This is a genomic window from Paenibacillus ginsengarvi (assembly GCF_003626695.1).
In the GTDB taxonomy this organism is placed as follows: Bacteria; Bacillota; Bacilli; order Paenibacillales; family NBRC-103111; genus Paenibacillus_AB; species Paenibacillus_AB ginsengarvi.
The window spans coordinates 161396-180828 of the sequence record NZ_RBAH01000018.1 but is presented as its reverse complement, the minus strand read 5'-3'; the positions used below and the strand labels follow the sequence as shown (position 1 = coordinate 180828).

17 protein-coding genes and 1 rRNA gene are annotated in these 19433 nt (G+C 53.8%); 6 read left to right on the top strand and 12 right to left on the bottom strand.

The features are described from left to right. The 5 genes from D7M11_RS22965 to D7M11_RS22945 form a co-directional block, all read right to left on the bottom strand. Window positions 1-198: ribosomal RNA gene (locus tag D7M11_RS22965) — 16S ribosomal RNA — on the bottom strand; the annotation flags it as partial. A gap of 329 nt (window positions 199-527) precedes the next feature. Next, entirely contained in the window at window positions 528-2531 is a 2004-nt protein-coding gene (gene ligA, locus D7M11_RS22960) for an NAD-dependent DNA ligase LigA (protein WP_120749597.1), read from the bottom strand. A 180-nt stretch (window positions 2532-2711) separates the two neighbouring features. Then, window positions 2712-5030, bottom strand: coding sequence for a DNA helicase PcrA (gene pcrA, locus D7M11_RS22955; RefSeq protein WP_120749596.1), 2319 nt, complete (start codon window positions 5028-5030; stop codon window positions 2712-2714). 16 nt (window positions 5031-5046) lie between these two features. After that, window positions 5047-5739: a heptaprenylglyceryl phosphate synthase gene (pcrB, locus tag D7M11_RS22950; RefSeq protein ID WP_120749595.1), complete on the bottom strand. Its 693-nt coding sequence runs from the start codon at window positions 5737-5739 to the stop codon at window positions 5047-5049. A gap of 354 nt (window positions 5740-6093) precedes the next feature. Then, a complete protein-coding gene (locus tag D7M11_RS22945) occupies window positions 6094-6510 on the bottom strand; it encodes a PspC domain-containing protein (protein WP_120749594.1) in 417 nt (138 codons plus the stop codon). 269 nt (window positions 6511-6779) lie between these two features. Between D7M11_RS22945 and D7M11_RS22940 the strand changes: the two genes are divergently transcribed. From D7M11_RS22940 to D7M11_RS22925, 3 genes are all read left to right on the top strand, one after another. Continuing rightward, complete coding sequence (locus D7M11_RS22940; RefSeq protein ID WP_120749593.1) at window positions 6780-7574, top strand: thymidylate synthase; 795 nt, start codon at window positions 6780-6782, stop codon at window positions 7572-7574. After that, on the top strand, window positions 7571-8710 hold the full coding sequence (locus D7M11_RS37935) for a dihydrofolate reductase (RefSeq protein WP_338042512.1): 1140 nt from the start codon (window positions 7571-7573) through the stop codon (window positions 8708-8710). Before D7M11_RS22940 ends, D7M11_RS37935 begins: the two co-directional genes overlap by 4 nt. Window positions 8711-8864: 154 nt before the next feature. After that, window positions 8865-9239: a GIY-YIG nuclease family protein gene (locus D7M11_RS22925; RefSeq protein WP_120749592.1), complete on the top strand. Its 375-nt coding sequence runs from the start codon at window positions 8865-8867 to the stop codon at window positions 9237-9239. 43 nt (window positions 9240-9282) lie between these two features. On the opposite strand, the gene D7M11_RS22920 is transcribed toward D7M11_RS22925, so the two are convergent. Continuing rightward, entirely contained in the window at window positions 9283-10686 is a 1404-nt protein-coding gene (locus tag D7M11_RS22920) for an extracellular solute-binding protein (RefSeq protein WP_120749591.1), read from the bottom strand. A 420-nt stretch (window positions 10687-11106) separates the two neighbouring features. Here D7M11_RS22920 and D7M11_RS22915 point away from each other — a divergent pair, with 420 nt between their 5' ends. Both D7M11_RS22915 and D7M11_RS22910 read left to right on the top strand, forming a co-directional pair. Continuing rightward, on the top strand, window positions 11107-12444 hold the full coding sequence (locus D7M11_RS22915) for an ABC transporter substrate-binding protein (protein ID WP_120749590.1): 1338 nt from the start codon (window positions 11107-11109) through the stop codon (window positions 12442-12444). A 103-nt stretch (window positions 12445-12547) separates the two neighbouring features. Further along, a complete protein-coding gene (locus D7M11_RS22910) occupies window positions 12548-13588 on the top strand; it encodes an alpha/beta hydrolase family protein (protein WP_240041263.1) in 1041 nt (346 codons plus the stop codon). 88 nt (window positions 13589-13676) lie between these two features. Here D7M11_RS22910 and D7M11_RS22905 read toward each other — a convergent pair whose 3' ends face one another. Genes D7M11_RS22905 through D7M11_RS22890 form a run of 4 tightly spaced genes read right to left on the bottom strand, consistent with a single transcriptional unit; the run spans window position 13677 to window position 17714 of the window. Beyond that, window positions 13677-14609 (bottom strand): DUF4340 domain-containing protein, encoded by a 933-nt coding sequence (locus tag D7M11_RS22905; protein WP_120749589.1) that lies wholly within the window; start codon window positions 14607-14609, stop codon window positions 13677-13679. Then, entirely contained in the window at window positions 14606-15997 is a 1392-nt protein-coding gene (locus tag D7M11_RS22900) for a GldG family protein (RefSeq protein ID WP_120749588.1), read from the bottom strand. The genes D7M11_RS22905 and D7M11_RS22900 overlap by 4 nt, the downstream gene beginning before the upstream one ends. A 12-nt stretch (window positions 15998-16009) precedes the next feature. Beyond that, window positions 16010-16726: an ABC transporter permease subunit gene (locus D7M11_RS22895; protein ID WP_120749587.1), complete on the bottom strand. Its 717-nt coding sequence runs from the start codon at window positions 16724-16726 to the stop codon at window positions 16010-16012. Next, the gene (locus D7M11_RS22890) at window positions 16719-17714 is read right to left on the bottom strand and encodes an ABC transporter ATP-binding protein (protein WP_120749586.1); all 996 of its coding nucleotides are present in this window, start codon (window positions 17712-17714) and stop codon (window positions 16719-16721) included. The genes D7M11_RS22895 and D7M11_RS22890 overlap by 8 nt, the downstream gene beginning before the upstream one ends. A 304-nt stretch (window positions 17715-18018) precedes the next feature. Between D7M11_RS22890 and D7M11_RS22885 the strand changes: the two genes are divergently transcribed. Next, window positions 18019-18453: a MarR family winged helix-turn-helix transcriptional regulator gene (locus tag D7M11_RS22885; RefSeq protein WP_240041262.1), complete on the top strand. Its 435-nt coding sequence runs from the start codon at window positions 18019-18021 to the stop codon at window positions 18451-18453. Between the two features lie 90 nt (window positions 18454-18543). Here the strand turns inward: D7M11_RS22885 and D7M11_RS22880 are convergent, their stop codons facing one another. Together D7M11_RS22880 and D7M11_RS22875 are read right to left on the bottom strand one after the other, a co-directional pair. After that, a complete protein-coding gene (locus D7M11_RS22880; protein WP_240041261.1) occupies window positions 18544-18918 on the bottom strand; it encodes an STAS domain-containing protein in 375 nt (124 codons plus the stop codon). Then, window positions 18915-19430: an ATP-binding protein gene (locus D7M11_RS22875; RefSeq protein WP_120749584.1), complete on the bottom strand. Its 516-nt coding sequence runs from the start codon at window positions 19428-19430 to the stop codon at window positions 18915-18917. Before D7M11_RS22875 ends, D7M11_RS22880 begins: the two co-directional genes overlap by 4 nt. Window positions 19431-19433: the final 3 nt, after the last annotated feature.

Below are 19433 nucleotides of genomic sequence, written 5' to 3'. Positions count from 1 at the left end.
GCCTTTCCAAAAGAGAACATGCGTTCTCTCTTCGTATCCGGTATTAGCTATCGTTTCCGATAGTTATCCCAGACTTACGGGCAGGTTGCCTACGTGTTACTCACCCGTCCGCCGCTAACCCCGAAGGGTTCGCTCGACTTGCATGTATTAGGCACGCCGCCAGCGTTCGTCCTGAGCCAGGATCAAACTCTCCAAAAAGGTGAAACCTTATTAGATGAGCCGATAGCTCATTACTTTACTAGCTGGTTCACCGACTCATTCGCATAATCTGCTTGTGAATCGACTTCATGTCCGTTTCATTTGTTCAGTTTTCAAGGAACTTTGTCATGCATGCTGTATGATGTTCAGGCCTATTTTTGTAGGCTTGTTTATGTCGAATCATGCGGTGACAAGAACATATATTATCAGGTTTACGGACCCATTGCAAGTCTTTTTTTAAAATTTCTTTCCGGTCCGAAATCGAGCCCTTATCGTCTTGCAAAAAATAGCCGCTCTGACTTAGCAGGACGGCTATTTCCCATCATTAATTAGGTTTCGAGCAGCTTGATTAACTCATCTTCCCCTTCAATAACAGCAATACCTAACTCCTTCGCTTTCGCTAGCTTGCTGCCTGCCGCTTCGCCGGCGATGACAAGATCGGTTTTCTTCGATACGCTGCCCGTCACTTTGGCGCCGAGCGCCTCCAGCTTCTTCGTCGCATCGTCCCGGCTCATCTGCGTCAGCGTACCGGTAAGCACGACCGTTTTCCCGTACAGCGGATGTTCGGTATTCGCCGGCGCCGCCTTCTCCACCTCAGTCGGCTTTACGCCTGCCTCCAGCATCCGTTCGATACTGCGGAGCATAACCGGGTCGGCGAAAAACGACACAATACTCTCGGCCACGATCCCGCCGATATCAGGAATGGCGATAAGTTCCTCGGCCGTCGCCGCCATCAGCTTGCCGAGGCTGCCGTAATGATCGGCAAGCGATTTGGTCGTCGTTTTGCCCGTATTCGATATGCCGAGGGCGAACAAAAACGAAGACAGGTCGCGCGTTTTGCATTTCTCGATCGATTCGAGCAGCTTTTGCGCTTTTTTCTCGCCGAATCGCTGCAGCTTGATCAGATCTTCAAAGCTCAAATAAAACAAATCGGACGGATCGCGAACTTCGAGTTCGTCGTAGAGCTGCTCTGCGGTTTTCCCGCTGAACGTCTCGATGTCCATCGCATCCCGCGATGCGAAATGGGTAATACGGCCGATCAGCTGCGGCTTGCATGCGAGCCGGTTCAGGCAGAACAGATGCGCCCCACGCATTTCCAGCTCCGTGCCGCACGAAGGACAGTGAGTCGGAAACACGATCTCGCCGCCATCCTCCTCGTCGGTCGCCTTGCCCAGTATTTCCGGAATGACCTCATTTGATCTTCTGACGAAAATCGAGGTCCCGAGCGCAAATTTCAAGTTTTTGCGTTCTATATCTCCGATATTGTTAAGCGTAGCATGCTGAACGGTCGCCCCGCCGATATCAACCGGTTCAAAGGTGGCGAGCGGCGTCAGCTTGCCGGTACGGCCCACTTCCCAGGACACCGATTCGAGAATCGTTGTCGCTTCCTCGGCCTCGAACTTGAACGCAACAGCCCAGCGCGGGAATTTGTCGGTGTAGCCGAGCACTTCGCGAGTGCGCATATCGCTTACTTTGACGACGGCGCCGTCAATCAAATAATTGAACTCGTGGCGAATCGCTTCCAAACTCCGCAGCTCGGCAGTCACTTCTTCCATACAATCGAAAAATTTCAAATAAGGATTTACTTTAAACCGGTTATCCCGCAAAAACTGTACCATCTCCCGATGATCGCGGAACCGGACCTTGTCGGAAAAGCCGATATTATAAATAAACGCATTCAGCTTGCGTTCCGCCGTCATCTTCGGATTCAGGTTGCGAAGCGCCCCAGCCGCCGCATTGCGCGGATTTTTGAGCACCTCGACTGCCGTCTTGTTGTACTCCTCGAAGACGGAAAGGAACATCATCCCTTCGCCCTGCACCTCGATCACACCGTCGCGATACGGAATTTCAAGCGGAATCGAACGAATCGTCCTCACCTGGGGCAAAATGCCTTCGCCAACCTCGCCATTGCCGCGCGTGGAGGCTTGAACCAAATGCCCATCTTCATAGGTAAGGTTGAGAGACAGCCCGTCGAACTTCAACTCGACGACAAAGGTAGGCTGTGGCAGCGGCTCGTCCGGATTATGCGTATTATGCTCGTTAATAAGCTTCAGCACGCGGGCATGCCACAGCTGGAGGTCCTCCACGTCCTGAGCTTTATCGAGACTCCATAGCCTAGCTCGGTGACGATGCGGCAGAAAGCCCGGCAGCAGCTCTCCTCCGACGCGCAAGGTCGGCGAGTTCGGCAGCGTAACGCCCGTCTCACGCTCAAGCTCCACAAGCTTGTCGTACAATTCGTCGTATTCCTTGTCGCTGATCACCGGCTCGTCAAGCGTATAGTACTGGTAATTGTGCTTGCCGATTTCCTCGATCAAGCTTTTCATAACGTCCATCGCACTAGCCACGGTTCGACTTCATCCTTTCAATGGGCGAGTTGGTCCATTCCTAAGCTGAACATGGCGAGACTGGCTCATCTGCAAGCGCTTATAGCTTCATTATACCACGAGGCCTCATCTTGTATAATATGGAAAAGGAATATTTGTTCGCCTTTTCAGTCTCTAGGTGAAGACGTCTTACTCCTTCGTAATCGGAGCGAACTTGGCCAAAAGCCTCTTTACGCCAACCGGCGCCGGAAACGCGATCTGCAGCTCCGTATCGTCGCCGGCGCCTTTGACCGCGACCACGACGCCGGTTCCCCACTTGCCGTGGCTCACCTTGTCGCCGGTCTCGTACGCCGTCGGCGCTCCTCCGCCTCCTGCCGCCGGACGCTGCTGCATCCCCGCCGGCGTCCGGTTTGCGGCAGATGGCGATACGCCGCCGATGATGCTGCCCGTCGGCGAGCCGTAAGCGCCTCGTCCGCCCGAGGCGTATGCCGACGCGCCGCCTCCAAACCCGCTTCGTCCACCGTATACGGTGCCGCCTCCGCCCGAACCGTAACCCCCGGACATCTCGATAAGCTCTCCGGGAATTTCCTTCAAGAACCGGGACGGGGCGTTGGCCGTCGTCTTCCCGAACAGGGTACGCATCCGCGCACATGTCAAGTACAGCCGCTGTTCCGCCCGCGTGATCCCGACGTACGCAAGCCGGCGCTCTTCCTCCAGCTCCTCGTTGTCCATAAAGGCGCGGCTATGCGGGAACACGCCCTCCTCCATGCCGATAATGAAAACGACCGGGAATTCGAGCCCTTTCGCGCTGTGCATCGTCATCAAAATAATGGCATCCTTACTGCTTCCGTCGTCTTCCTTGTCCATCGAATCGATATCGGCGATCAAGGCGAGGTCGGTGAGAAAGGAAACGAGCGACTTATCCTCGCTGCGCTTCTCGAAATCGAGCGTAACCGATAAAAACTCGTCGATATTTTCCAGCCGCGACTTCGATTCGATCGTATTTTCCCGCACGAGTTCCGCCCGGTAGCCCGTCATCTCCAGCATTTTCTCGGTAAGTTCGGTTACCGACAAGTAGTCGATCATGGCGTTCAAATTGCGGACCATACCGTAAAATTCGGCCAGCGTACCGCGAAATCTGGCGCTCAAATCGAGGGTGTCGACCTGCTCCAGCAGCGCAAATATCGAGACTCCGCGCGCGGTGGCCGTTTCGGCCAGCTTGTCTACCGTCGTATCGCCGATGCCCCGCTTCGGCACGTTGATGATCCGCCGCAGGCTAATATCGTCGTCCGGGTTGGATATAAGACGCAAATAGGCGAGAATGTCCTTGATTTCTTTGCGGTCGTAGAACTTGATGCCGCCCACGATCTGATACGGGATGTCCGACTTGATTAAAATTTCCTCGATCACCCGGGACTGGGCGTTCGTCCGGTACAAAATCGCGTGGTTGGCGTAAGGCTTGCCTTCCTTGTGGCTTTTGACGATTTCTCCGGCGACGAAATATCCTTCCTCGTGCTCCGTGCCGGCTTCGTACCGAATTAGCTTGTTGCCGCCCTGCTGGTCCGTCCACAAGTTTTTCGGCTTCCGTCCGGTATTGTTGTTAATGACGGCGTTCGCCGCATTCAAAATGTTCGCGGTAGACCGGTAATTTTGCTCCAGGTAGATGGTACGGGCTTCCGGGTAGTCTTTCTCGAAATTCAAAATGTTCGAGATGTCCGCCCCCCGCCAGCGATAGATCGACTGGTCGCTGTCGCCGACGACGCAAATGTTGTGATGCTTGTCCGCCAGCATCCGGCACAGCATATACTGAGCGCGGTTCGTGTCCTGATACTCGTCGACGTGAATGTATTGGAACTTGTTCTGGTAAAAGTCCAGCACCTCGGGAACTTCCTTAAACAGCTCGATCGTTTTCATAATCAGATCGTCGAAATCGAGCGAGTTGTTCGCCTTCAACTTTTTCTGGTACAGCGTATATACTTTGGCGACAATGCCTTGAAAATAATCGCCGATTTTCAGCTCGTACCGCTCCGGCGTCACCAGCTCGTTTTTGGCGTTCCCCATCTCGGCCTGAATCGCCTTCGGCTCGAATTTTTTGGCGTCGACGTTCAGCTCTTTCATACACGTCTTGATGACGGATAACTGATCGGTCGAGTCGAGAATCGAGAAGTTGGACGAGTAGCCGATTCGCTCGATATCCCGCCGCAAAATGCGTACGCACATCGAGTGAAACGTGGATACCCAAATGTCGGAGGCCGATAGCCCGACGATTTTGCCGATACGATCCTGCATCTCGCGAGCCGCTTTGTTCGTAAACGTAATCGCCAAAATGCTCCAGGGAGCCGCCTTGCGCGTCGCGATCAAGTAAGCGATCCGGTGCGTCAGGACGCGGGTTTTGCCGCTGCCCGCCCCCGCCATAATGAGCAGAGGACCTTGGGTCGTCTCAGTCGCTTCACGCTGCTCCTTGTTCAGCTTCGCTACCGCCGCATGAATATCTATGCTTCCGTTCATGTTACAAACAACCTTTCTATACGTCTTGTACGGCTTGAACCGTCTCGAGCGCCCGATCCAGGCAATCGTAAACGGCGTTGCCAACGATCACCGTATGGGCCGCTTCCGCCGCCTGCCTCGCCCGATCCGCGCTGTCGATACCGCCGCCGTAAAAAAGGCGTGCGCAGTCCAGCAGCCCGGCTGTGCGCCTTACCAGCTCCATATCGCCGAACGTTCCGCTGTATTCCATATAAAGGACAGGAAGATGGAACAGCCGCTCGCCCAAACGGGCGTAAGCCGCCACCTCGGCGGCATCCAGCTCCGTGCGGGCACGGGTTACTTTGGCGGCTGTCGACTGTCCGTTCAAGATAACGTAACCTTCGGCTACGATCTGATCCCACTGCATCATCGGCCCGTATTCCTTCACCGCCTGCTGATGACGGCCGACGATCCACTCCGGATCGCCGCTGTTCAGCACGATGGGAATCAAATACAGATCGAACCCGGGCACAATCGCCTCCTGATCGGATATTTCCAATACGCATGAAACCTCGAACCGGCGTATGCGCGAAAGCAAATCGACCGTATTGTCAAACGTCACTCCCGAGGTGCCGCCGACCATAACGGCATCCGTTCCCGATACGCATACTTTCTCCAAAGCTTCATCCGTAATGCTCCGATCCGGGTCCAGCTTGAATACGTGCCTCCATTTGCTTATATCGATTTTCAAAACGATTGCACCCTCCGCGTCCGGGCATAAGTTCCCTTCGTTTAAAGAAGCTACTATCAGTCTATGCGAGCGTCCGGGGGGTGTCAATTCCGGTCGCTTCTCTTCCTTAACAATAACAAAAATGTCTATCGGCGTAATTCAAAGCTTTCCTTAACAATAACAAAGCGAATGTACGTTCGCAATATGCAATATGAATCCAGACCAAACGAAAACAACCGCGAGCGGATGCCCACGGCTGCTGATCGAAACTGCCGAACTATTGTGGAGCTTTTAACGAAATAACTCATCTTTCTTCTGACGAACTGACCTCAGAGGTCTGCGGCTTCAGATCGTCAATCTTGAAGGTGCTTCCGATTAAAGCTCCTTGTCTCCCTTTTCGAGCTGTGCAAGCTTGGCCCGCAGCTGTTCGATTTCCTTCTGCAACGCCTTCTTCTCCACGTCCCGCATCATCTCGTCGATGTTCGGCTGCGGATCGGGAGTAGACGCCAGAGGCGATTCCTGCTGCGGCCGCGGATAGGCCGGACTGCGGCCGGTAGAACGCGCTCCGCTCGAATAGCCGTAAGCCGGGTCGTAGAACGGTTCGAAAGCCGGCTCCTTCGGAATTACAAGACATGCGATAAAGTAAATCGGAATGAGCGTGCCTTCCGTGAAAAAAGCAGTAACCAAAAAAACGACACGCAGCAGCGTGGAATCGACATTGAGCAATTCCGCCAGTCCGCCGCATAAACCGAACAGCTTGCTGTCTTTACGGGACCGGTACAATTTTTTCATGACGGACATCACCTTTATTAAAAATTGGCCCGAGGCGGATCGGACGTAACTTACCGTTCGGACCTTCTATTCTGAGTATATGGGAATGCAGACCGTTTCAAAACGGACTGCGGATGGTATCGGAACTGGACTTAAGCCGGGGGAAACGATACAAACCGCCTCTGTACCGGATACGGCCGTCGTATGTTACTATTAGAATACCGTCTTGCCTGGTGCAATTCAAGAAAATCCGCCAATCTGGCCGAGAACGGATAGAAGGAGTCCTATTTATGAAAACTTACCTGCAATTATGCGAAACGATACTGCACGAAGGGGTTCACAAGTCCGACCGGACCGGAACCGGAACGATCAGCCTGTTCGGTTACCAGATGCACTTCGATCTGGAGCAAGGCTTTCCCCTGCTTACTACGAAAAAACTGCATTTGCGGTCAATCATCCACGAGCTGTTGTGGTTTCTGCGCGGAGATACGAATGTCGCCTACTTGCACGAGAACGACGTCTCCATCTGGGACGAATGGGCAGACGCAAGCGGTGAGCTCGGTCCCGTCTACGGACGCCAGTGGCGTTCGTGGCCGGCGCTGGATGGAAGCGCAATCGATCAAATATCGGCCGTTATCGATCAGATTCGCACAAATCCGGATTCCCGCCGTATGATCGTAAGCGCCTGGAACGTAGCCGAACTGGATCAGATGGCGCTGGCTCCGTGCCACTGCCTGTTCCAATTTTACGTAGCGGACGGCAAGCTGTCATGCCAATTGTACCAGCGCAGCGCCGATGTATTTCTCGGGGTGCCGTTTAATATAGCCTCCTACGCGCTGCTTACAATGATGATGGCCCAGGTCACAGGACTGAAGCCCGGTCATTTCGTGCATACGCTCGGAGACGCGCATATTTACGCCAATCATCTGGAACAAGTCAAGCTGCAATTGACGCGCGAGCCGCGAGGGCTGCCTACGATGACGCTGAACCCGGACGTTCGCTCGATCTTCGATTTCCAATATGAAGATTTCACGCTGTCGAACTATGATCCGCACCCGCGCATCAAAGGGAAGGTGGCCGTATGAGTAGCGCCGCCAAGCCCCTGTCGATGATCGTAGCCATGGCCCGAGGCCGGATTATCGGCAACGGAAACAAGCTGCCGTGGCGTTTGCCGGCGGATCTCGCTTTTTTCAAAAAAACGACGATGGGCCATCCGGTCATTATGGGCCGCAAAACGTACGAGTCCATTGGCAAACCGCTTCCGGGCCGTTTAAACATCATCATAACCCGGGACCCTGGGTTCGCTGCCGAAGGCTGCTTGGTCGGACATTCCCCCGAGGAAGCGCTTAGGCTTGCCGGCGATGAAAGTCCGTTCGTAATCGGCGGCTCGGAAATTTACGCGTTGTTTTTACCGTATGCGGACAGACTGTACGTAACCGAAATCGATGAAACGTTTGAAGGCGATGCGACGTTCCCGGCCATCGATCCGGACCGCTGGGTAGTGACGGGGAGCGTGCCGGGAGCAATAGATGACAAAAACAGGCATTCGCACACGTTCGTCATATACGAGCGAAACCCGGGATCGGACGGCCGCCGGGAAGTCCGCAGCAATCCGGATTACAAAGCGGATCTGGTAACCTCTTATGACAATCACGCCGCCGAGCGGAACACGATGCATATCGAAGACTGGAAGGTTCGCGAACGCGGCCATTTCCTTCGGATGCTGCGCGGCAGCGATGCGGCTACGCTGCTGGAAATCGGCTCCGGACCCGGACGGGACGCCTTCTTCTTCGGGCAAGAAGGACTGGACGTAACCTGCACCGACCAATCGCCGGAAATGGTGAAGCTGTGCCGCGAGAAAGGGCTTCGGGCCGAAGTACGCAGCTTTGACGCGCTAGGGTTCGCGGACGGCTCGTTCGATGCCGTCTTCGGCCTGAACTGCCTGCTTCATGTGCCGAAGGCGGAGCTTGCGAGCGTGCTGCAAGAAATTCGCCGCGTGCTAAAGCCCGGCGGACTGTTCTACATGGGCGTATACGGCGGACAGGACTCGGAAGGAATATGGGAGATGGACAAGTATGAGCCGAAGCGATTCTTCGCCATGTACTCGGACGGGAATTTGCTCAAGGCGGTAGGCGCCGCATTTAAGGTCGTCTATTTTGACACGGTTCCGCTCGGTGAAGATAGGCCCCATTTTCAGTCGCTCGTGCTCAAGAAAGGATAAGTCTGAACCTAACAGGACAAGCCGAAAAAACGGTTTGTCCTGTTGTTTTTCGTATTCCATCCGTTTTCATTGACAAAACAATAGACAAAGTAATAATATATCTAATATAAGATAAACAAAAACAATTATCGTTTAAAAAAGAGGTGACCGAGAAATGAATCGAAGAAAAGAGCTTGTCGAGCAGTACAAGGAAATGAAAACCGAAGCCGGCGTCTACCAATTCCGCAATACGGCAAACGGGAAAGTATGGATCACCAGCACGAACAATTTCCGCTCGATCAACGGGAAACGGATGATGCTGGATATGGGAAGCCACCCATGCAAGGAGCTGCAGGCGGATTGGAAACAGCACGGCGCGGATGCGTTTGTGATCGAAATCTTGGAGCAGCTCAAGCAAAATGATAACGAAAGCGTGTATTACGATCTGAAAAAGGAACTGAGGAAGCTGGAGGACAAATGGATGGAGCAGATCCGGCCTTTTGGGGAACGAGGCTATCACGGACCTGAGGTTAACGGCGCAGAGCAATAAGGGACGGCGTACAATCGCCGTCCCTTCTCATTTCCCGCCCTCATTATGGCACAACCGGCGCCGGCATCCCTGGCGTTATCGCTTCGACATGCGAACAGAACATCTCCTCGTTCTCCAGTCCCGCCCAATACAAGCGGAGCTCGTAAAACAGCTTGTTGTATTCCTCTTCCCCGATGTTCATATCCGTAAATACCCGGAAGCTTGGGATTATCTCACGAAACAGGGAAAACCGGGACGGCCGGTTGATCGGAACCGGCTCGGTCCCCGACCATTCCGCCGCCGTTACGCGGGCAGGAAGACTGCATGTATGCTGCCGGATGTAAAGCTGCGCTTTGGCGGATGTCATGAAGTCGACCAGCTTGCGGGCGGCTTCCTTGTTTTTGCACTGCCTGTTAATAGCGAGACCGATCATAAGCAGCATCGTAAGCGATTCCCCGAAGTGAGGCATCGGCGCGATGTCGTAATCCAGCTCGGAATCGCGTAAATGATTAAGTATGAAATAACTGGTGGAAATGACGGATAGCTTCCCTTGGCGGAACAGGTCGATTTTTTGCGTATCCCACTCCATCAAGCTGTTCGGCAGCGAAGGAATTTTCTCATAGATGCTCCGGCTGTACCGGAGCGCTTCCATCATACGAGTGCCGGCCAGCTTGATCCTGCCGTCTTCGCTCCTTTCGAACGACTTGCCCCGCTGCATCAATAGTACGCTCGCCCTGTTCGCCGTTGAAAAATAACAATTGAAGCCGATACGTTCGTTCGGAATTTGGAGCGCTTCGGCACATTCGAACAACCGCCGCCAGCTCCAGCCGCTGTTCGGCTCTTGCATGCCGAGCTGCGCAAAGTGACTGCGGTTATATGCCAAAATAAGCGGCGAATAAACGAAGGGCTGCACCCAAAGCTCGCCGTTTTGCGTAAAAGCGTCGGACAGAAACGGGTACAGCTCTTGCTTGCGCTGCTGAACCTCCAGATCGTCCAGGCTGTCCCGTTCGTAAAATTGGCGGAAGCTGTTGTAGTTCATCGTAACGACATCAAGCATGCCGCTGTCCAAATAAGGCTTGAACTGCTCGTACGAATTGCCTCCGAGCGGAACAGCCTGCACGCGTATATTCGGAAATTCGCGGTGAAACAGCGCCAGAAGCCGATGAATGTCCACATCATCGGGAATGGTCGACGAATACCCCAGTCGGATCGTAACGGCGCCCTTCTCGGCCGGATCGATGACACGGCTGCCGACCTTCGGTATTTTGACGATGAGTCCTTCGCCCACCAGCAGATCGAGACCTTTGCGGACAGACTGCACGCTGAGTCCGTATTGTTCCGCAAGTTGCTTCTCCGAGGCCAAATATTGCCCCGGTTCCATATTCCCCGTAATGATGTTGTTGCGAAGCGAGGTGACCATCTCGTCCAGCCTGGGACGAAACAGTTTGCGACTCGGCCGACGTTCCATAGCTGCGATCAACCTTCTTACCAATATGATTATTGATCTTAGAGGATTGCCTAAAGGTTGTCAATTATTTGTAGGGAATAGCAACTGACTAATCGGCATCTTTACATATTAGTTAAGTATTAATGTACGACAAACAAACTAAAAATAGACCTGACTTTTGCATAAAACCGACGATAAGAAATAGTCATTGACAGTAACTAACCCTTTAAATTATATTCATATTGTAAAATTAAATATCAGTTGCGTATTAGTTTAAAAGCAAATTGTACTGGAAAGGGGACTTTCTATACCATGCAGAGGAGGTTTGCAAACGCTTTAATCCGTCCGAATTTGCCGCCATTAGACCTACTTCCACGTTAAACGCCGTTATCCTGATGGCACCACGCCGAACGTAAATATGAATAAGGAAGGTCGATCGGTATGAAATCCAATAAGCTTCTGTCGTGCACCCTCGTCGGTTTATCGCTTGCCGCTATGCTGTCCGCTTGCAATGGGGGAACGGCCCCGAACAGCGAAGCATCGAAGGAAACCGTTACTAAACCGGAAAAACCGCCGGAGCCGGTTGAGATTAAAGTTCATGCGGCGGGCGTTTCCGACGACGAACTCAACGCCAGGTTCAAGGAAGCACTGAAAAAGAAGTTCCCCCATATTACGGTTACGTGGCTGCCGTCCAGCGGCGCGCAAAATACGATTGAGGAATATATTGCCCGCGGCGATATTCCCGATATTATCCGGGGCCTCTCCAGTACTGTCCGCACCAAATATTTGGACCTCGGCCTGGGCTACGATATGAACGAGCTTGTTAAGAAATACAAATACGATCTGACCCGGTTTAATCCGATTTTCATCAACGGCTTTGTCGAATTGTCCGCTCAGAACGGAGAGCTGTACGGCTTGCCGGTATCGCCCTTCTTCTCCAGAGTGCTGTATTACAACAAGGATGTGTTCGACAAGTTCGGACAGCCGTATCTGAAGGACGGCATGAACTGGGATCAAATCTACGAAGCGGCGAAAAAAATGACCCGGACCGAGGATGGCATCGATTACCGCGGCTTCAGCGCCAACGCCTCCACGTTCCTGACGTACAACGAATATTCGCTCTCAACGCTCGATCCGGCGAAAGATGAGCTGTCCCATTTCGACACCTGGCAAAAAATACTGAATAATTACATACGCTTCTTTCAAATTCCGGGCAATGCCATCCGGCCGACGCTGGCCGAGGAAGGGGCGATGTTCCAGAAAGGAACGGTGGCGATTCACGCCGATATTTACTCCCCGTATCTCGACCTAAGCATGCTGAAAAACTGGGATATGGTGTCGACCCCGATCATTGACGGGGCGCCGAAGAAAATCGGCACTTTCCCTCCCGGCTACCTGATGATTACGAAGCAGAGCAAGCATAAGGACGAAGCGTTCCAGGTCATTATGGAAATGCTCAGCGACGATGTGCAGATGAAGGACTCCCGCAACGGATTTTTGCCGACCTTGGCCAAGAAGGAGTTTCTGGACGTACTCGCCCAGGACAGCAAGGCGTACAAGGGCAAAAATATGAAAGCGGTAACGTATTATGAATTCGCCCCGCTTCGTCCGACTCGCGCCAAAGGAATGACTGTAATCGAAACGAATACGGCGGACGCTCTCATGAGGGATGCTTTCCTGAATTCCGCGCTGGGCAAAGACGATGTGAATACGGCGCTGCGAAAAGTAGACGAACAGCTGAAGAAAGAAGTCGAGAAGGAAAGAAGCAAAACGAAGTAGGCGGATCTGGATATCACGGGGCGCGCGCCCGGGCCGCTCGGCTTGGGCGAATTGGACTGCACCACCAACAACGGAAAGCTGTCTGTAGAGGAGACTGCGCGCTATGAGCTATAACTTGTACCAACTGAATCGGCAAGGCTTGCCCAAGCTGCTGGACGGCGTGCAGGATGAAGCCGGGTGGCTGAATAAACGAAAGGCGATTATGTCGCTTTGGCTGGATATCATCGGCGGAATACCGGAGCGTGTTCCGGTGCGTTATACGATTATCGGCGAAGAGAAGGAAAAGGATCATACGAGAATTCATCTCGCGTACGATACGGTGTACGGCGACACAGTCCCCTCCTACCTGCTGGTCCCAGACGATTCGGCAGGCGGGAAAGACCGCCACGGCCGGCGGCCGGCGGTGCTGGCGCTGCATCCGACAAATGAGCTGGGCAAAGCGTCGGTCGCCCTGTCTAGCGGCAGAGAGAACAGACGGTACGGACTCGAGCTCGTATCCAGAGGTTATATCGTGCTCGCGCCGGATGCTCTGACATCCGGCGAGCGCATTTATGAAGGGCTGCAGCACTTCCACAGCAAGCCGTTCTACGAACAGCACCCGCATTGGTCTACGATCGGCAAAAATGCGGTAGACCATATGCAAGGCGTCGATCTGCTCTGTTCGCTGGAGCAGGTGGATGCGCAGCGAATCGGGGTCATCGGCCATTCGTTCGGCGGCTACAACTCTTATTTTCTCGCCGGGCTTGACGAGCGCATTCAGGTTGCGGTCAGCAGCTGCGGCTTCAGCCCTTTTTATGGCGACCATCGGCCCACTCACTGGGGAGAACGCGGCTGGTATACGCATTTGCCGAAAGTGACCGAATGGCTCAGCCGGTACGAGGTCCCCTTCGACTTTCACGAAATCGCTGCGTTAGCCGCACCCATTCCGTCGTTTCACTATTTCGGCCAAACCGACTCCATCTTTCCCCACTGGCAGGCGATCGGGGAATGTATGGCGGAGCTTGACGGACTGTACCAGTTTCTTGGGGCCTCCGACAAGTTCCAGGCGGTTATGACCGCAAAGGAGCACAATTTCCCTCCCGAAATACGCGGCATGGCCTACGCCTTCCTCGACCGCTGGCTGATGGAGTCCGGCCAGCCATAACCGCGGCATACAAAAGAGCAGAGCCGCCGTCCATCTCGGGACGAGGGCCCTGCTCTTTTGTTTGCTATCGCTTATGCCGGTTGCGCTGTTATTTCGCGGCCGCCGCTTCCGGCAATTTGATTTTGTCGAACAGCTCCTGGATTGTATCGATAGGGACCGTATACGCCCAAGCGCCGCCCTGCATCGCGAGCCAGATTTGATCGTCGGCGATTTTGCCCACATACACGACCGTAGTTTCTTTGCCGTCCTTTGTCGATTTCAGCTGCAGCTTCATCTCCGGGGCGTCCAGCTTCAGCTCGGATACCGCTTTGACCATCTGATCGGAAGACATGAGCAGCATTTTGTCCAAAATCGGCTCGACGTCGCTTCCTTTCATCTCCTTGTCGCCAAGCTTCCACGCCGATTCAGTCGACGTTTTGGACGGGTCGGTCTTTTGCAGCGTTTTGGAAGCTCCCTTCCATTCCATCTGAATGCCGGACACTTCGTTGTACGTCATCTGGAACGGACTTTTCTCGACAAATTCCTCCGGCGCCTTTTGCAGCGACTTGAGCTGCTCCTCGGTCACCTTGTACACATTCGGGGCATCCTTCACCTTCGCATAGTAGTGGCCCGCGATCGGCAGCGGAGAGCCGATCTGGACGACCTTCGACGTACCGTCAGCCAGTGTGACCCCGTACTCCTGCTCGGGATTGGACAGCCCATACTTCGACAAATCGCTCGGATTCGCATCAATCTCGCCGTCCTGGGTCAAGGCGATGAACGCCCCAACCCAGCTATCGCCCGTATAAGCGTTCGTCGGATAAGCGGCAGGTTTCGTAAACGTCCACTTGCCGTCCTTCTTCTGCAGCTCGATATTGCCCTGCTTGATCTGGATGCCTGTGACATCGGTTTGTTTTACGGCTACGAGAGCCTTCGGCTTGGAGGCGTCATCCTCTTTTTTAAAGAACGATTGGCTGGAGGCATACCAGAACGCACCGATACATACGACGAGAAGCACAATCGTCGGAATGAACCGTTTCATCCTTTTCTCCTCCTCCACCAAATGGTTCCGCCCAGCGCCAGGATGGCCAGCGGATAAATAACGATCGTACCGTAGAAAATCATCTTCGCCTTGTTCGGCATAATGAACGCCTGCTGCAGCGCCGCTTCTTCACGCGGACGAATTGTTACGTTCTCGGTAAATTCCTGCATCCAGCTAATGCTGTTCAGCGCGAAGTCGCGATTACCTTGCTCGGAGATGATCTGATCCGCCAAAAATTGGGTATTGCCGATCACGACCGACTTCGGCTTGTTGTCCTTATCCATAATCGCAAACGCCATATCGAGCGGGCCTTTCAGGTCGTTCGCATCCTGCTTCGGACTGTTCGATGTTAGCTGGTTCAGATCGAGTTCGCCATAAGCCTTGTCCGACGACTTGAGCAGCGAGTTCGCCTTCCAGTCCGGGTTGCCCGTATCGGTCGAAAGCGACGACGCGACAGGCAATACGACGACGCGGCCGGAATCGGCGAGGCTGTTCGTAATCGTATGGAACTGGACGTTCGGCACGATCGTCAGCGGATTGTTATACAACGTACGGCCGTTTTCGATGACGACGGACTTCGTGTTTTTGACGTTCATGAAAGCAAGCAGATCGTCGAGATTTTTCATGTTCTGCATGTCTTTGGAATAACCTGTAGTGATGAACAGCTTGCCTTTGCCCTTCACATATTCTTTCAGCAAATCCGTTTCCTTCGCATCCAGGTCGGTTTGCGGGCCGAGAATGAATACCGCCAGCGCGTCATCCGGAATTTTCCCTTCCTTGAACAGGTTCAGCTCGGTAATGCTGTAGCTCTCCCCTTCGAGCGAGGAACGGAACGAACCGATCTGGGCGGCCGGAATTTCGTTATGGCCCGTCAGGAAGTAGATCGGATGCTTCACGTCGGAGATGAGGCCCATAATCGACTGCGTGAATTTGCTTTCCCCGTTGAAGTTGTACGAGCCTTGCGCTTGGCCTTGCATGAACAGCTCATAGCTGTACACTTTTTTCTGTTTGTCGCCCATTTCGAAAATAATCGTGCCCGGCTGATCGATCTGGTACTGCTGCGCTTTAGCCGGGTCGCGGTTCGGATCGATTTCCTCGAACGTGATTTTGCCGCTGCGCTTCTCATATTCGTTCAGCATATCGCGGATGTCGCGGTACATGATGCCTTCGTCCGTGGACGTGCCGCCCGTGAACATCGTAACCTTAATGTCTTTATCCAGCTTTTTGAGCGTCGAGATCGTTTGCTCGGAAAGCGAGTACTTCTTGTTGGCGCTCAAATCCCATTGAATGCCCTTCAAGGAATTCAGGAAGAGCGTAACGATAATAAATATCACGATCACGGCGATCGAGATAACCGTCGCGTTCGTTCCTCTTATCCACTTGTTCACGTCTCTTCCCCCTTATCTCCAGCGTTTTCTTTCAAGCGTCTGAATGCTCAGTACGATAAATACGGCTGCCAGCAGCACATAAAACATGACGTCGGCAAGATGCAGAACGCCCTTCTGCAAATTCACTTGCCGCTGAGTCAGCGAAAATTGCACGATCCATTCTTTCAGCTTGCCGCCGAAGCCTTCGCCGGCCCAGTCGATAATCCAGAGCAGCAGCAAAATAACGAACGAAGCGATGCCCGCCACCATCTGGTTGTTGGACAGCGTGGAAGCGAACAGACCGATCGCCATCATCGCCGCTCCGAGCAGGAACATGCTGAGGTAAGACAGCCACAGCACCGACTGCTCCAGGTCGCCGAAGCCGGACATAATCCACGGGTAAATCAAGCTGCATATGACGAGCATCAACAGCAGCGTCAAAGCCGCCAAATATTTACCAACCACAATCTCCGTTATGCTGGCCGGAGAAGTGAGCAGCATTTCGTCGGTTCCATGACGGAATTCTTCCGATACGAGCCGCATCGTAAGCAGCGGAATAATGAACAAGTAGATGAACGTCGTATTGCCGACTACGAGCCTTGCATCGACGATGCTTGTCGACGTCAGGACGAAGTTCAAATAAAACATAATACTCGAGAGCAGCACGTAAAACGCGAACGCCACATAAGCGGTCGGCGAGTAAAAATAAAGCTGCAATTCTTTGTTGCATATCGCCCAAGCTCTACGCATCAGCTTCCACCTCCGGCTCTTCATCCGGCTGTTCGACTTTCTTCTCGTCTGTCGTCAGCTTGAGGAATATGTCTTCCAGGCTGAGGCTTTCCTTCTTCATTTCGAGAATCGGATAGCCCCGCTCGGCCATTTTGTAGAACAACGCTTCGCGAATATCGGAACGATCCTTGGACACGACCTGCAAAAGCACGGATTCGGACTCGCTCATCGATTGGTCGCGCTCCAGTTCCTTCACGCTGCCGATAACGGGAAGCCCGCTCAGCTCGCGCACGATGTCGTCCTTCGGCCCCTTAACCTCCAGCCGCACTTCGAACGATTCGCCCATCGCTCCGCCGATCTGGTCCGGATGCTCGTCCAGCACGATCTGGCCTTGGTTAATAATGAGCACGCGGTTGCAGATCGCGTTCACTTCCGGCAAAATGTGCGTGCTGAGCAAAACCGTATGGTTTTCGCCCAAATCACGGATCAGCTGGCGAATTTCAATAATTTGCTTCGGGTCGAGACCGGATGTAGGCTCGTCCATTATAAGCAGATCCGGCTTGTGCAGAATCGCCTGCGCCAGGCCGACCCGCTGCTTGTAGCCTTTGGACAGGCTGCGGATAACCTGCTTCTCGCGGCCTTGCAGCCCGAGCTTCTCGATGACTTCGCCGACCCGCTGCTTCTGATCGCGCACCGGCACGTCGCGCAGATTGGCGACAAATTTCAAGTAGGCGGAAATGGTCAGCTCCGGATAAAGCGGCGGCGTCTCCGGCAAATACCCGATCTTTCTGCGCGCCTTGCGCGGGTGATCGGCCATTGACAAGCCGTCGATCAGAATCGACCCTTTCGTCGGATTCAAGTATCCCGTAATCATGCGCATCGTCGTCGTTTTGCCGGCGCCGTTCGGCCCCAGGAAGCCGACTATTTCGCCGCGGCTCATCGAAAAGTCGATGCTCCGAACCCCTCTCTGATTCTCATACAGCTTGCTGACCTGCTTGACTTCCAGCACTTTGACACCCTCCTCATCAGTGGCGGCATTTCCTGTCGTGCATTTTGCTAGCGCTATCAATTGTGGTTAACAAACAAAATATACTGCCCCAACAATAAGCGAACCTTAAACAAATCTGAAAATTTGCTTAAAATTTTGTGTCCAAATTGTGAACACCTTCGCTGCTTTTGGCAAAAAAAGGACCTCATTCATTATGAGGTCCTTTCGTCATCCTTGTCAACTCTCCTCGCCGCCGCCCTCCTGCGCAAACGGTTTGTATCGGCATGCCGAATCGAGTAAAGTAGCAAGTAAGGAACCGGAAAGGGTGAACAGTTTGGACGAGAAGCACCTCGAAGAAATGGACCTCGAACTCGCTACATTTGCTCGCCGGGTTACGGCTGCCTCGCTGGATAAGAAGCTGGGCACGCTGGAGCGCTCCTCTTACCTGCTGCTCCATCATTTGTCGTCGCATGGACCAAACGGCGTCAAATCGCTGTCCGAGCAGTTTCATCTCGATATTTCGACGATCAGCAGACAAGCAGCCGGGCTCGAAGCGAAAGGGCTTGTTCGTCGTTTGCCCGATCCGGCCGACGGCCGGGCCAGTCATTTCGAGCTGACGGAGACGGGCCAGAAGGAGCTGCTTGTTTCGCAGCAAGCCCGGGTGTCCCGCTTTGCCAAGCTGTTCGCCGACTGGACGCCCGAAGAATGCGAGTCGTTCTTGCGGCTGCTCGCGAAGCTGAATCGCACTTTTGTCGATTAGCGTAACCTTGCTTGTCCAGTCCTATGCGCCCAAGCAAAACCACGCGTCTGCCACCGTAATCGACCGGATACAGCTTCTTCAAGCGACGCCTCATTCCGAACGGGTGAGGCAGTCGATCCGTTCCAGAACCGCATATTCATCCGGATAGATCATCATATACTCCGTCAGTCCGACCATGCGGAACAGTTTCTGAAAATGCGGCGAGATCCCGAAGGCGAACGTGTGGAAACGGCCCTTCGCCCCCGTTCTGACCAGACGGATCAATACGGCTATGCCGCTGCTGTTCATGTAAGATACATTTGAAAAGTTCAAAATCAAGCAAGAGCCCGGGACATCCAGCCCCCGTCCCCATGGTTGTTCTCCAAGCAGAGCATCCTCCGCTTGTTTGGTCACATCGCCGTCCATGTCGAGAATGACTCCTCTTGCGAACGTGCGCGTACGAATCCGAAATTGGCTCTCCATCATAGCCCTCCCGTCAGCGATCCGTTTCGAAACTCGATTTCCGTATAAAAGCTCCCGGCCTCACGCCCGAAGCCTACCCGGTCGGCCAGCAGCAGCATCAGCTTCAGCCCCCAGCCGCGCGGGTTATCCTCGTACAGCTTGCGCGAGCATGTCGTTTCCGCCAGCTTCGCCGCATCCCACGCTTCGAAAGGAAAACCTCCGCCTTCGTCGAGGACGCGGTAGACGGCTCTTTCTTCCGAGATCCGGGCCTGAACCCGGACTAGCCGGCCTGGGTCCAAACCGTTGCCATGCTCGGAAGCGTTCAGAATCGCCTCGGTTACGGCCGTGATCATATCGTCCAGACGGTCGGCATACAGGCCGCAAGCGTCCAGGCAGGCGGTCAATCGAGCGGAAATCCGCTTTTCTTGCCCAAATTCGCTCGGGACGATCCATTCCGCATCCACTATCCATCGCTCCTCCGCCACCTGACACCTTCTTTCGGAGCGCAGCCCCATCTTCAGTATATAGGAGTTCACTTA